General features: G+C 71.7%; 11 protein-coding genes. 7 read left to right on the top strand and 4 right to left on the bottom strand.

What is annotated here, in order from left to right:
• Positions 1 to 13 precede the first annotated feature (13 nt).
• Together ACRQ4B_RS01030 and ACRQ4B_RS01025 are read left to right on the top strand one after the other, a co-directional pair.
• A complete protein-coding gene (locus ACRQ4B_RS01030; RefSeq protein ID WP_439692874.1) occupies positions 14 to 3,124 on the top strand; it encodes an alpha-mannosidase in 3,111 nt (1,036 codons plus the stop codon).
• A 526-nt stretch (positions 3,125 to 3,650) separates the two neighbouring features.
• Entirely contained in the window at positions 3,651 to 4,376 is a 726-nt protein-coding gene (locus ACRQ4B_RS01025) for a hypothetical protein (protein WP_439692873.1), read from the top strand.
• Positions 4,377 to 4,397: 21 nt separating this feature from the next.
• Here the strand turns inward: ACRQ4B_RS01025 and ACRQ4B_RS01020 are convergent, their stop codons facing one another.
• Both ACRQ4B_RS01020 and ACRQ4B_RS01015 read right to left on the bottom strand, forming a co-directional pair.
• Positions 4,398 to 5,015 (bottom strand): TIGR00645 family protein, encoded by a 618-nt coding sequence (locus ACRQ4B_RS01020; protein WP_439692872.1) that lies wholly within the window; start codon positions 5,013 to 5,015, stop codon positions 4,398 to 4,400.
• 206 nt (positions 5,016 to 5,221) lie between these two features.
• Entirely contained in the window at positions 5,222 to 5,659 is a 438-nt protein-coding gene (locus tag ACRQ4B_RS01015) for a YdeI/OmpD-associated family protein (protein WP_439692871.1), read from the bottom strand.
• A gap of 193 nt (positions 5,660 to 5,852) precedes the next feature.
• Here ACRQ4B_RS01015 and ACRQ4B_RS01010 point away from each other — a divergent pair, with 193 nt between their 5' ends.
• Genes ACRQ4B_RS01010 through ACRQ4B_RS00995 form a run of 4 tightly spaced genes read left to right on the top strand, consistent with a single transcriptional unit; the run spans position 5,853 to position 9,962 of the window.
• Positions 5,853 to 6,995 carry an ABC transporter substrate-binding protein gene (locus ACRQ4B_RS01010; protein ID WP_439692870.1) on the top strand — a complete coding sequence of 381 codons (1,143 nt, stop codon included), beginning with the start codon at positions 5,853 to 5,855 and terminating at the stop codon, positions 6,993 to 6,995.
• A gap of 5 nt (positions 6,996 to 7,000) precedes the next feature.
• Positions 7,001 to 8,011: an ABC transporter permease gene (locus ACRQ4B_RS01005; protein WP_439692869.1), complete on the top strand. Its 1,011-nt coding sequence runs from the start codon at positions 7,001 to 7,003 to the stop codon at positions 8,009 to 8,011.
• Entirely contained in the window at positions 8,008 to 8,895 is an 888-nt protein-coding gene (locus ACRQ4B_RS01000; protein ID WP_439692868.1) for an ABC transporter permease, read from the top strand. Before ACRQ4B_RS01005 ends, ACRQ4B_RS01000 begins: the two co-directional genes overlap by 4 nt.
• A complete protein-coding gene (locus ACRQ4B_RS00995; RefSeq protein ID WP_439692867.1) occupies positions 8,892 to 9,962 on the top strand; it encodes an ABC transporter ATP-binding protein in 1,071 nt (356 codons plus the stop codon). The genes ACRQ4B_RS01000 and ACRQ4B_RS00995 overlap by 4 nt, the downstream gene beginning before the upstream one ends.
• Before the next feature lie 265 nt (positions 9,963 to 10,227).
• Here the strand turns inward: ACRQ4B_RS00995 and ACRQ4B_RS00990 are convergent, their stop codons facing one another.
• The gene (locus ACRQ4B_RS00990) at positions 10,228 to 10,707 is read right to left on the bottom strand and encodes an NUDIX hydrolase (RefSeq protein WP_439692866.1); all 480 of its coding nucleotides are present in this window, start codon (positions 10,705 to 10,707) and stop codon (positions 10,228 to 10,230) included.
• Positions 10,708 to 10,768: 61 nt separating this feature from the next.
• Between ACRQ4B_RS00990 and nagB the strand changes: the two genes are divergently transcribed.
• Positions 10,769 to 11,554: a glucosamine-6-phosphate deaminase gene (nagB, locus tag ACRQ4B_RS00985; RefSeq protein WP_439692865.1), complete on the top strand. Its 786-nt coding sequence runs from the start codon at positions 10,769 to 10,771 to the stop codon at positions 11,552 to 11,554.
• A gap of 15 nt (positions 11,555 to 11,569) precedes the next feature.
• Here nagB and ACRQ4B_RS00980 read toward each other — a convergent pair whose 3' ends face one another.
• Entirely contained in the window at positions 11,570 to 12,757 is a 1,188-nt protein-coding gene (locus ACRQ4B_RS00980; protein ID WP_439692864.1) for a MalY/PatB family protein, read from the bottom strand.
• Positions 12,758 to 12,781 lie beyond the last annotated feature (24 nt).

Raw genomic sequence — 12,781 nt, 5'->3', positions numbered from 1 at the left:
AGGAACCACCTCCATGCACCACGACGAACCCCTCGTCGAAGCCCGCATCGCCCGGCTCGTCCGGGACCGCATCGACCCCGCCGTCCACCGTCGGTCCGCACCCTTGGAGATCGCGGCGTGGACCGTGCCGGACGAGCCCGTGCCGTTCGACGTCGCGGTGGACGCCGCGTACGAGCCGTTCGCGGTGGGCGGGTCCTGGGGCGGGCGGCCCTGGGGCACCACCTGGTTCCGGATCCGCGGCACCGTGCCCGCGGACTTCGGGACCGCGCCGGGCACCACCGCCGAACTGCTGGTGGACCTCGGGTTCACGAAGCGGCACCCCGGGTTCCAGGCCGAGGGGCTCGCGTGGCGTCCGGACGGCACCACCGTCAAGGGCGTCGAGCCGAAGAACGACACCGTGCCGATCGAGGTCGGACCGGGCGAGTCCTTCGAGCTCTACGTCGAGGCCGCGGCGAACCCGGACATCGGCGGCGACTCCTTCCAGGGCGCCACCCCGCTCGGGTCGCGCTCCACCGCCGGCACGAAGCCGATCTACCGGCTCAAGGCACTCGAGATCGTCGAGCGGGACGACACCGTGTGGGAGCTCCAGCAGGACTTCTGGGTGCTCCGCGGACTCATGGCCGAGCTGCCCACCGACGGCACCCGCGGCGCGGACATCCTGCGCGGGCTCGAACGGGCCGCCGACGCCCTCGACCCCGACGACGTCGCCGGGACGGCCGCGGCCACCCGCGAGGTCCTCGCACCCCTGCTCGCCGTCGGCGCCTCGGGCTCCGCCGGGCGCGCGATCGCCGTCGGGCACGCGCACATCGACTCCGCCTGGCTCTGGCCCGTCCGCGAGACGATCCGGAAGTGCGCCCGCACCTTCTCGAACGTGCTCGACCTGATGGACCGCGACCCGGACTTCACCTTCGCGTGCTCGTCCGCGCAGCAGTACGCCTGGATCCGCGACGGCTACCCGTCGATCTGGGAACGCATCAAGCAGCGTGTCGCCGAGGGCCGCTGGATCCCGGTCGGCGGCATGTGGGTCGAGTCGGACACGAACCTGCCCGGCGGTGAAGCACTCGCCCGGCAGTTCGTCGCCGGCAAGCGCCTGTTCCTCGAGGAGTTCGGCATCGACACCCCCGAGGCCTGGCTGCCGGACTCGTTCGGCTACACCGGTGCCCTGCCGCAGATCGTCCGGGCCGCCGGCTCGAAGTGGTTCGTCACGCAGAAGCCGTCGTGGAACGAGACGAACGTCATCCCGCACACGTCGTTCCACTGGGAGGGCATCGACGGGTCGCGGGTCCTGACCCACCTGCCCCCGGCGGACACCTACAACTCGGACGTCTCCGCAGCCGACCTGCACCGCGGCGAACGGCAGAACAAGGAACGGGGCGTCGCCAACACCTCGATGCTGCTCTACGGCTTCGGCGACGGCGGCGGCGGACCCACCCGCGAGATGGTGGCAGCAGCCCGACGCCAGCACGACCTGGACGGCTCACCCCGGGTCGACCTCGGGACCCCGGGGCAGGTGTTCGAGGAGCTCGAGGCCGCCCTGCCGACCCCGGCCGTGTGGTCGGGCGAGATGTACCTCGAGTTCCACCGCGGCACGTACACGTCGCAGATCCGCACGAAGCAGGGCAACCGCCGCTCCGAGCACCTGCTGCGTGAGGCCGAGCTCTGGGCCGCGACCGCCGCCGTCCGGCTCGGACTCGACTACCCGTACGACGAACTCGAGGAGGCCTGGCACACCGTCCTCCTGCAGCAGTTCCACGACATCCTGCCGGGGTCCTCGATCGCCTGGGTGTACGAGGTCGCCGAGGAGAACTACGCCCGCGTTGCCGAGGTGCTCGAGGGGCTCATCGGGACCGCCACGACCGCGCTCGCGAACGGCGGGGCCGCGGCGCTCGCCGGGGTCGGCGCCTCGTCGACGGCCTTCGCCGGCGGCGGTGACGCACTGCTCGACCGGCCGACCGCCGACGCCCTCGGCGGCGGCGCGAGCGTCGGGAACCTCGTCCGGTTCAACGCTTCGCCCGTCGCGGCGTGGGGCGCAACCGCCCTGGGTGGTTCCCTAGGACCGGAACCGGAGGCCGTGCCTCCCGTCCGGTCCGGCGACCACTTCGTGTTCGACACCGGCATCGTCACGGCGACCATCGACGCGGCCGGCCACGTCGTGTCGCTCGTCGACCAGGCGACCGGACGCGACGCCGTCGCGCCCGGGGCGGCCGCCGCCGAGTACACGGTGTTCCGGGACACCCCGAACCAGTGGGAGGCGTGGGACATCGACCGCGCGTACCAGCGGAGCGGCACCGTGCTCACTGCGTCGTCCGTCGCGGTCGACGGTTCCTCGCTCGTGGTGGAGCGGTCGTTCGGGTCGTCGACGCTCACCACGCGGTACTCGGCGGTCGCCGGGTCCGCAGAGCTGGTGATCGAGACCGAGGTCGACTGGCACGAGCACCAGAAGCTCCTCAAGCTGGCGTTCCCGCTCGACGTGCGCGCCTCGTCGGCCTCGAGCGAGATCCAGTTCGGGCACATCGACCGGCCCACGCACCAGAACACCTCGTGGGACACGGCGCGGTTCGAGACGTCCGCGCACCGCTGGGTGCACGTCGCCGAGCCGGGCTTCGGGGTCGCCGTCGCCAACGACTCCACGTACGGGCACGACATCACGCGCGACACGCGGCCGGACGGCGGGACCACCACGCTCGTCCGCGAGTCGTTGCTGCGCGCACCGACGTTCCCCGACCCGAACGCCGACCAGGGGCACCACGTGTTCCGGACCGTGCTGCGCGTCGGGGAGTCCGTGCTCGACGCGGCGGACACCGGGTACCGGCTCAACCTGCCGGTGCGGACGGTCGCCGGCTCGGCTCCGGTCGAGCCCCTCGTCACGGTGTCGTCGCCGCAGGTGCTCGTCGAGGCCGTGAAGCTCGCCGAGGACCGCTCCGGCGACGTCGTCGTGCGGCTCTACGAGGCGTCGGGAGGTCGGGCGACCGACGTCGGCGTCGACTTCGGGTTCGACGTGGCCTCCGTCGCCGCGGTGGACTTGTTGGAACGCCCGCTGGGGGACTCGTGGGATTCGGGGGAGCCGGTCGTGCTCACGCTCCGTCCCTTCGAGATCGTGACTCTGCGGGTGCGTCGGGCCTGAGGCAGCGGGCCCGCGCGAGACCGCGGCGCCGGACGGGACACGGGTGCGTTCCGTCCGGCGCCGTGTCGCGCGTGCGGTTCTGCGCGTGGGTGGCCGTTTCGCGCGTAGGAGGCTGAATCGCGCATAGGAGGCCGGATCTTTCTGCCTCCTGTGCGCGATTTGGCATTCCAACGCGGTCGGGATGGGAAGAAAGCGCTCTCCTCCACAAGGGCGTCAGCCTGGAGGCCCATCCACAGTTCGATGGTCGGCTCGCCGAAGCGCGGTGGTGGCCCGGCACCGTGGGGGCATGGAACAGCCACTCGCGATCTTCCGTGCAAGCCCGACACGGGATGCCGGACGCTCCGGCGCGACGTTGCGCAGACGAGCAGCAGGGGACGGCCCGGATCGACTCGTCCGTGTCGGCCCCAACGCCTTCGTGCGTGGGTCGGACTGGGACGCCGCGGGGCCACGGCAGCGGTACGTCACCCGGGTGTTCGCCCGGCTCGGGCGGCGGAGTGCCGCTGCAGCCGGCTCTCACGTCTCCGCTGTGGCAGCACACGGGCTGCCCTGGTTGCACCCCTGGCCGGACGCCGTCCACGTCACCGTCCCGAAGTCGCAGTACCGATCCGGGTCGGCATCGCTGAAGCTGCACACGCGTCCGTTCGGCCCGGATGACGTCGTCGACCACGCCGGCGTCCGGTTCACCTCGGTCGCGCGCACCGTCGCTGACGTCGCACTCCTCGGAGACCTCCGGACCGCGGTGGTCGTGGCCGATGCTGCGCTGCGCCGAGGCGTCCCGCGCCAGCGGCTCGTCCGAGCGGTCGGCGGGACGTCGCACGACCGGGGCCGTGCGACGGCCTCGCTGGTCCTCGACCTCGCGGACGGTCGGTCCGGGTCCCCTGCGGAGTCCCTGGCGCGGGTCGTCTTCCGGGAGCTCGGTCTCCCCGCGCCCGTCCTGCAACAGGCGTTCGTGGTCGAAGGCCACCGCTACGACGTCGACTTCTGGTTCCCGGAGCAGGGCGTGATCGTCGAGGTCGACGGTCGTGCGAAGTACACGCAGGACCGGTACCGCAACGGACGGTCAGCCACCGAGGTGTTCATCGATGAGAAACGCCGGCACGAGCGGCTGCTGACGGTACCCGGCGTGCGATGGATCATCCGGCTCGAGTGGCGTGATCTGTGGGACCTGGACCAACTCGCTCGCCGGCTGCGAGCGGCCGGGTTGCCGTGCACGGTGCGCCCTGTTCGAAGTGCTCGCGGCGTCACGGTCTGAACCGCGGTCGGCGGGCGGCCCTCAGTGCGTCCTGGGGCGGGAGATCCGGTCGATCCACGCCAGGGCCACCGCGGACACGATGAACACCATGTGGATGACGACCTGCCAGAAGACGCCCTCTGACGTGTAGCTCTCGCCCGCGATCGAGCCGCCGCCCGAGCGCCCCAGGTCGCCGACGGCGATGAACGTCTTGAGCAGGTGGATCGACGAGATGCCGATGATCGCCATGGCGAGCTTCACCTTGAGGACGTTCGCGTTGACGTGCGACAGCCACTCCGGCTGATCCGGGTGCCCTTCGGTGTTCACCCGGGACACGAAGGTCTCGTAGCCGCCGATGATCACCATGATGAGCAGGTTCGCGATCATCACGACGTCGATCAGGCCCAGGACCGAGAGCATCACGGTCGCCTCGTCGATGTGCGCCGGGTCGGCGATGACGGTCTCGGCGAGGTGCCAGAGCTCGATCATGAACACGACCACGTAGACGATCTGCGCCACGATCAGGCCGAGGTACAGCGGGGCCTGCAGCCAGCGTGACAGGAAGATGAGCGAGCCGATCGCCCGCGCTGCCGGGCGTGCGGGTCGTGTCGGGGCGGAGGGGTTCGGGGTTGCGGGGGCTGCTTCGAGCGTGTCGGTCACGGGAGTCGTTCTCGGTGATCGGCGGGAGCAGGACTCTACCTGAGCGATCCGACAGGAAACCTGAACGCCGTTTCGTCCCATTGCAGGTGCGGTGGGAAGCGGAATCGCGCGTAGGCAGCCGGAAAGAACGGCCTCCTACGAGCGAAACGGCTCCCTACCCGCGGAACGGCCTCCTACGCGCGGAACAGCAGCCCCCGCCCCGGCCCCTACCCCTGCAGGGACTCCACGGCCTTCTGCACCCGGCGCGCTCGCGTCTCGGGAGCCTTCGCCTGGACGACCGGGTCCACCAGCGCCCGCTGCCGCGAGTTCGAGAGCGCGTCGAACGCCGCCCGGACCCCGGCGTCCTGCAGCGCCGCGTCGAGATCGGTGGGCACGTCGACCACCCGGGGCAGCGTGTCGAGCTCGAGGGTGACCGAGACCTCGTCCCCGGCCGAGACACCGGCGGCCTCGCGGTGTTCGGCGGACAAGGGCACCAGGAACTGCTCGTTCATGACCCCGACGGTCGACCGGTAGGTGTGGCCGCCGTTCACGGTGACGACCACGGCGGGACGCTTCCCGGAGCCGAGCGCCTCGATGACGGACGGCGGGACGGGCAGCCCGGTGGCCGTCTTCCGTGCTTGCAGGACCGTCGTCGTGAACTGCATCCGTGCCTCCAGGCCGGTCCGGGCGCGACCACGCGCCCGCGGTGAGCAAAACAGCAAGAGCGAGCAAACCGTACAGCCCCACCCGCTGTTCCGCCACCGTTCACCACCGCAGCACGGACCGGAAACCGGCCCCGTCCACGATCGTCCAGAACCCGAACCACCGGGACGACCCCGCACCCGAAAGGCACACCCCGTGCAGCACAAGCGCACCCTCGCCGGCATCGCCCTCGCCGCCGCCGCGATCGTCACCCTCGCCGGATGCTCGGCCACGAGCTCCGCCAGCACGACCAAGGACGACACCGACTGGAAGACCGCCACCAGCGCCGAGTCCGCCGGGGGTATGGACGCCCTCGTCACGGCCGCCAAGGCAGAGGGGCAGCTCAACGTCATCGCGCTGCCGCCGTCGTGGGCGAACTACGGCAAGATCATCGACGGCTTCGAGAAGAAGTACGGCATCACGATCAACTCCGCGAACCCGAACGGCTCGAGCGCCGACGAGGTCGCCGCGGTGAAGTCGCAGAAGGGCCAGTCGACGGCTCCGGACGTGCTCGACCTCGGCAACGCGGTCCTGCAGCAGAACCTCGACCTGCTGACCGACTACAAGGTGGCGAACTGGGGCGACATCCCGGAGAACCTCAAGGACGAGGACGGCGCCTGGACCCGCGACTACACGGGCCTGATGTCGATCGGCTACGACTCGTCGAAGATCACCGACGCTCCGAAGGACCTGGACGACCTGCTCGGCTCGGCGTACAAGGGCAAGGTCTCGATCTCGGGCGACCCGACGCAGGCGAACCAGGCCGCGAGCGCGGTCTACCTCGCGGCGCTGGAGAACGGCGGCTCGGCCGACGACATCACGAAGGGCGTGGACTACTTCGGCAAGCTGAAGCAGGCCGGCAACTTCCAGAACGTGCTGCCGACGCAGGCGACGGTCGCGTCGGGTGAGACCCCGGTCGTCATCCAGTGGTCGTACAACAACCTCGCGTGGGGCCCCGCCGCGGGCGCCTCCGGCAACAAGAACTGGAAGACCGTCGTCCCGGAGGGCCAGGCCCTCGGCTCGTACTACTCGCAGGCGATCAACAAGGACGCCCCGCACCCGGCCGCCGCGCGCCTGTGGCAGGAGTACATCGCCAGCCCGGACGTGCAGAACCTGTACCTGCAGGCCGGCGCCTTCCCGTCGACCCTCGCCGCCCTCGAGAAGTCGGGCAAGGTCGACCAGGACGCCCTCGACGCCGCCGGTGGCGCGCCGAAGGACTACGTCGAGCTGACCGACGAGCAGGCCACGGCGGCAGCCAAGGTGCTGTCCGCCGAGTGGGCCTCGACGATGGGCTCCTGAGCAGCATGACCACCGCATCGGCGGGCGCGCGGAGCGCCACCCCGGCCGCGGCGCCGGCGGGCGCTGCGGCGACGACGGGGGCCGTCGCGCCGGCCCTCGGCGCGACGCTCGTCACGAGCGAGCAGCCGGCCGATGCCACCGCTCGCCGCGGCGCCGGACCCCGTGTCCGGCGCCGCGGCGGCGTCGCGTGGCTCGGCCTCACCCCGTTCGCAGCGTACGTCCTGCTGTTCCTGGCCGTCCCGGCGGTGATCGCGATCGGCAGCGGGTTCTTCGACGGATCCGGCCGGCCGACGCTCGCCAACCTCGCCGCCTTCGTCGACCCGTCCGTGCTCCGTGCCTTCGGTGGATCGTTCGCGCTGTCCGCCGTCTCCGCGGTCATCGGTGCCGTCGTCGGAGCCGTCGTCTGCTGGGCGCTCGCCGCACTCCGACCCGACGGACTCGTCCGGTCCGTGATCGACTCGGCAGCGAGCGTGCTCGCCCAGTTCGGCGGCGTGATGCTCGCGTTCGCGTTCATCGCCACGATCGGCGCGCAGGGGCTCATCACCACGTGGCTCATCAGCGTCTTCCACGTCGACCTCAACGCGAACGGCGCCTTCCTCTACACGGTGCCCGGTCTCGTCATCCCGTACGTCTACTTCCAGGTGCCGCTGATGGTGCTCACGTTCATGCCCGCCCTCGAGGGCGTGAAGGCCCAGTGGGGCGAAGCCGCCGCCACCCTCGGAGCCTCGCGGGCCACGTACTGGCGGCGCATCGCCCTCCCCGTGCTCGCCCCGGCGTTCTGGGGATCGTTGCTGCTGCTGTTCGCGAACGGGTTCTCGTCGTTCGCGACCGCCGCGGCACTCATCTCGCAGGGTGGGATCGTGCCGCTGACGATCCGTGCGCAGCTCACCAGCGAGACCATCATCGGGCTGCAGAACGTGGCCGGTGTGCTGGCCTTCGGCATGGTCGCCGTGATGGCGGTCGTGATGGGCGGCTACGCCCTGCTGCAGCGTCGCGCTGCGCGGTGGCAGCGGTGAGCGCGGTCAGCGGGGCCGCTGCCGTGGACGCCGCGGTCACGTCGTCGCACCGGCCGGGAGGCACGGCTCGCGTCGGCCGCTTCGGCGCAGCACCGTCGCGGGTCACCGCCGCGATCGTGCTGGTCGTGATCGGCCTCGTGTTCGCCGTCCCGCTCGTCGCCCTCGCGCAGTTCACCTTCCGCCAGGGCACGGACGGCAGCCTGACGCTCGCGCACTACACGGCCATCGCGGACCCACTGAACGCCACGACGTACCAGCCGGTGTTCGACGGCCTCGGTGCCTCGCTCCTCATCGCGCTCATCGCGGTGGCGATCGTCCTGCTCGTGCTCCTGCCGGCCCAGATCATCACGGCGCTGCGCTACCCGCGGCTCCGGCGGGTCCTCGAGTTCGTGTGCATCGTGCCGATCACGGTGCCCGTGGTGGTACTCGTCGTCGGGTTCATCCCCGTCTACCAGGTCGTCGCGCAGGTCTTCGGATCGGGAGCCTGGACCCTGTCGTTCGCGATCGGGATCATCTCGTTGCCGTTCGCGTTCCGGCCGATCGCCGCGTCGATGACCGCGATGGACATGACCGTCCTGTCCGAGGCCGCCCGGTCGCTCGGCGCCTCGTGGTGGACCGTCACGTGGCGGGTGCTCCTGCCGAACCTCCGCCGGGGCATCACCGCCGCGTGCTTCCTGACCATCACGGTCGTCCTCGGCGAGTACACCCTCGCCTCGTTCCTCTCCCGCACGACGTTCCAGACCGCGCTCGTGCTCGTGCAGCAGACCGACCCGTACGTCGCCGCGATCTTCTCGCTCGGCGCCCTCGTGTTCGGCTTCGTGCTGCTCGTCGTCATCGGCCGGTTCGGCGCCGCTCGTCGATCCCGCACCAAGGAGTCCGCATGACCGTCACCGCCCCCGCCGTCCCCGCGTCGCTCTCCACCGCGGGCGCGACCGTCGAACTCGACGCCGTCGAGAAGCGCTACGGTGCCCACCGGGCCCTGGCCGGCCTGTCGCTCCGCGTCGAACCCGGCGAGTTCGTCTCGCTCCTCGGGCCGTCGGGGTGCGGCAAGACCACTGCGCTCCGGGCGCTCGCCGGTCTGGAGGGCATCGACGCCGGCTCGATCCGCATCGACGGCGCCGACGTCGCGAACACGCCCGTGAACAAGCGGGACATCGGCATGGTGTTCCAGCAGTACTCGCTGTTCCCGCACATGACGGTGCGGCAGAACGTCGCGTTCGGGCTGGAGATGCGCCGGGTCCCGGCAGCCGCACGCCGCGAACGGGTGATCGACGCGCTCGACATGGTCCACCTGGCGGACTTCGCCGACCGGTACCCGCACCAGCTCTCGGGCGGCCAGCAGCAACGCGTCGCCCTCGCCCGGGCACTGGTGACCCGCCCGCGCGTGCTCCTGCTCGACGAGCCGCTGTCCGCCCTGGACGCCAAGGTGCGGGTGTCGCTCCGCGACGAGATCCGCCGGATCCAGAGCGACCTCGGCATCACCACGGTGTTCGTCACGCACGACCAAGAGGAAGCGCTCGCCGTCTCCGACCGGATCGCGGTGATGCACGCCGGCGACATCGAGCAGATCGGCACGCCCGAGGAGCTCTACCGGTCCCCGTCGTCGGCGTTCACCGCGGACTTCGTGGGGCAGTCGAACCGGCTCCGCGGCGACCTGCGCGGCGGTGACGTCTTCGTGTACGGGTTCCGGGTGCCGGCGCTCGACGGCTCCGCACCCGACGGACCGGTCGTCGCGTACGTCCGCCCGGAGGACGTCGCGTTCGCCTCGGAGGGCGTCACGGGCACGGTGGTCGCGTCGAGCTTCCTCGGCTCGATCCGGCGCACCACGGTCCGGCTCGACGACGACACCGTCGTGACCGTCCAGCACGAGGTCGGCGACCGTCGCGCGGCCGGCGACGCCGTCGCGGTGCGCCTGCTCGGCGCGCCCGTGGCGGTCGCGCCGCTCGCGTAGCGCGCGGCGCCGTCCGCCGAGCCTCGGCTCGGGCGACAGTCCTCGCGACGGGACAGGTGCGAACTGTCGGTCACCGCGAGTCTCGGGCCGGGCACACTGCGGCCTGGAGGCGCAGGGCGGGACCGCGCCGCGCCTCCAGGCCGCCAGGTGGGCGCGCCGGGCCGGCGGCGAGTCTCGGGTGGGGCGACCGCTCTCGGGCCGTGGGCCACGAGATCGGTCGCCCACCCCGAGACTCGGGGACGCCGCGCCTCCCGTCCGGTGCGGGTCAGCGCTGGAAGCGCGCGGCCGACTCGTCGGACAGGGCGGCCTCGACGCGGGCACGCATGTTCGGGTGCATCTCGGGCAGGGCGTCCAGCCGGGCCCAGAACGCCTCGGTGTTCTCGCCGTCGGCCGGGGACGGCTCGCCGGAGACGTACCGGCACGCGAACACCAGGTCGAGGTACTGCGCCCGGTCGCCGTTCGCGTAGGTCGTCTCGGGCAGCACCTGCACCCACGCCAGGCGTTCGGCGACGGCGACGACGTCGGCTTCCTCGAGGACCTCGCGTTCGGCGGCCACCGCGGGTTCCTCGCCGGGATCGACGATGCCCGTCACCGGCGTCAGCGCGCCGTTGTCGGCACGCCGGACGATCAGTGCCTCGCGCGACGCGCCCTCGCCGCGGGTCACGACGGCGGTGACCCCGGTCAACCAGAGCGGGTCGTTCCCGATCCGCGAGCGGAGCGACAGGACGAAGTCAGGCGTGGGCATGTCGCCACGCTACCGACACCCGGCTCTGTCGCGGACTGGTCATGACCAGTAGGCTGTCCTCGTGGAGATCATCATCCTGCCCACGCCGGCTGAGGTCGGTCGCGTCGCCGCGGCCAAGATCGCCTCCGTCGTCGCGAAGAAGCCGTCCGCCGTCATCGGTGTCGCCACCGGGTCCAGCCCGCAGGGCATCTACGCCGACCTCGAGCGTCGTGTCGACGCGGGGGAGATCTCGTTCGCCGAGGCCCGCGCGTTCGCCCTCGACGAGTACGTCGGCATCCCGCTCGAGCACCCGGAGTCCTACGCAAGCGTCATCGCCCGCGACGTCACCGCGCCGCTCGGGTTCGACCCGTCCCGTGTGCGCGTGCCCGACGGCCGTGCCGACGACCTCGAGTTCGCGGCGAAGGAGTACGACGCCGCGATCCGTGCTGCCGGCGGGGTGGACGTGCAGATCCTCGGCATCGGCGCGAACGGGCACATCGGGTTCAACGAGCCGACGTCGTCGTTCGCGTCCCGCACGCGCATCAAGACCCTGGCGCCGTCCACGCGCGAGGCGAACGCCCGCTTCTTCGACACCCTCGAGCAGGTGCCGACGCACTGCATGACCCAGGGGCTCGGCACCATCCTCGACGCCCGTGAGCTCGTGCTCGTCGCGCAGGGGTCCGCGAAGGCCGACGCCGTGGCCGCCGCGGTCGAGGGCCCGCTCAGCTCGTTCGTGCCCGGCTCCGCGCTGCAGCTGCACGAGCACGCGACCGTCGTCGTCGACGAGGAAGCCGCCGCCGGGCTCACGCTCGCCGACTACTACCGGTACACGTACGCGAACAAGCCGGCCTGGCAGGTGTTCGAGTAACAGCCGCCCGGGCCGTCAGCCGTCTGTGTGCCGCGAGTACGCGGTGTGCAGGCGGCTGAGTGCTTCGTCGAGGGTCTCCGCCGAACACCCGAAGTTCAGCCGCACGAACCCGGTGCCCTGTCGCCCGAAGTCCGGCCCGCTGCCGAGCGCGACCTTGGCCTCGTCGACGAGCAACGCCGCGGGGTCGTCGCCCCACGGGAGCGCCCGCAGGTCGAGCCACGCCAGGTACGACGCCTGCGGCTGCCGGTAGCCCGCGCCCGGCAGCATGTCGCCGAGGCGTTCTGCGAGCGTGCGACGATTCGCCGCGAGCTCGGTGAGCAGCGACGCGAGCCAGGGCCCGCCCTCGCTGAACGCCGCCACGCTGGCGGTGTAGCCGAGGATGCCGGTGCGCTCGACGACCTCGCGCGGCATCCCGTCGAACCATGACCGGGCGCGGTCCGAGGCGCCGACGAGCAGCGCGCACTTCGTGCCGGCGAGGTTCCAGGCCTTGCTGGCACTGGTCAGTGCGACGCCCACCCCGGCGGCCTCGGGGCACGAGTCGAGGAACGGCGTGAAGGCCGTGTCGGCGTGCACGAGCGGGGCGTGGATCTCGTCGGACACCACCACGGCGTCCCACTCGGCGGCGAGCTCGGCGAGTGACTCGAGCGACGAACGGTCGTGCACCAGCCCGAGCGGGTTGTGCGGATTGCAGAGCAGCACGGTGCGAGCACCGTCGGCGAACGCGCGGGCGATGCCGTCCAGGTCCATCCGCCAGCCGGCCGTCGTGTCGAACGGGTCCGGCTCGCCGGCGGGTGCGAGCAGCGGGACCTCGGTCACGGACCCGCCGGCCTCGGTCACGTACTCCCAGAACGGCGGGTACACGGGCGGCATGATGACGACCTGGTCGCCCGGTTCGATCACCCGGCGGAGCGTCTCCACCGCGGCCACCGAGACGTCCGTGGTGGTCCGGACGAGGTCCGGGTCGACGTGCCAGCCCCAACTGGACTCGGCGAAGTCCGCGAACGCCTCGGGGAGCGCCCGGCCGTGCCCGACGTACCCGGTGTCGCCGTCGGTGACGGCCCGGACGAGGGCGTCCCGCACCGGTTCGGCGAGCATGCTGTCCATCTCCGCGACGAACATCGGCAGCACGTCCGGCGGGTAGGCGGTGTACTTCTCGCTCGTGCGGGTGCGGTGCGCATCGAAGACGGAGACCATGACGCTCATGGGGCCATCCTCGCAGCGTCCGCT

Source organism: Curtobacterium sp. SP.BCo (genome assembly GCF_051903265.1).
GTDB lineage: Bacteria > Actinomycetota > Actinomycetes > Actinomycetales > Microbacteriaceae > Curtobacterium.
The sequence above is the reverse complement of the archived record's forward strand: the minus strand, read 5'-3'. Positions and strand labels throughout refer to the sequence as shown.

Excerpts from the sequence above, each read along its gene's own strand:
- ACRQ4B_RS01030 (WP_439692874.1), top strand. The coding sequence starts at position 14 with ATGCACCACGACGAACCCCTCGTCGAAGCCCGCATCGCCCGGCTCGTC.
- ACRQ4B_RS01015 (WP_439692871.1), bottom strand. The coding sequence starts at position 5,659 with ATGCAGTTCACGACGACGGTCCTGCAAGCACGGAAGACGGCCACCGGG.
- ACRQ4B_RS01005 (WP_439692869.1), top strand. The coding sequence starts at position 7,001 with ATGACCACCGCATCGGCGGGCGCGCGGAGCGCCACCCCGGCCGCGGCG.
- ACRQ4B_RS00995 (WP_439692867.1), top strand. The coding sequence starts at position 8,892 with ATGACCGTCACCGCCCCCGCCGTCCCCGCGTCGCTCTCCACCGCGGGC.
- ACRQ4B_RS00990 (WP_439692866.1), bottom strand. The coding sequence starts at position 10,707 with ATGCCCACGCCTGACTTCGTCCTGTCGCTCCGCTCGCGGATCGGGAAC.
- ACRQ4B_RS00980 (WP_439692864.1), bottom strand. The coding sequence starts at position 12,757 with ATGAGCGTCATGGTCTCCGTCTTCGATGCGCACCGCACCCGCACGAGC.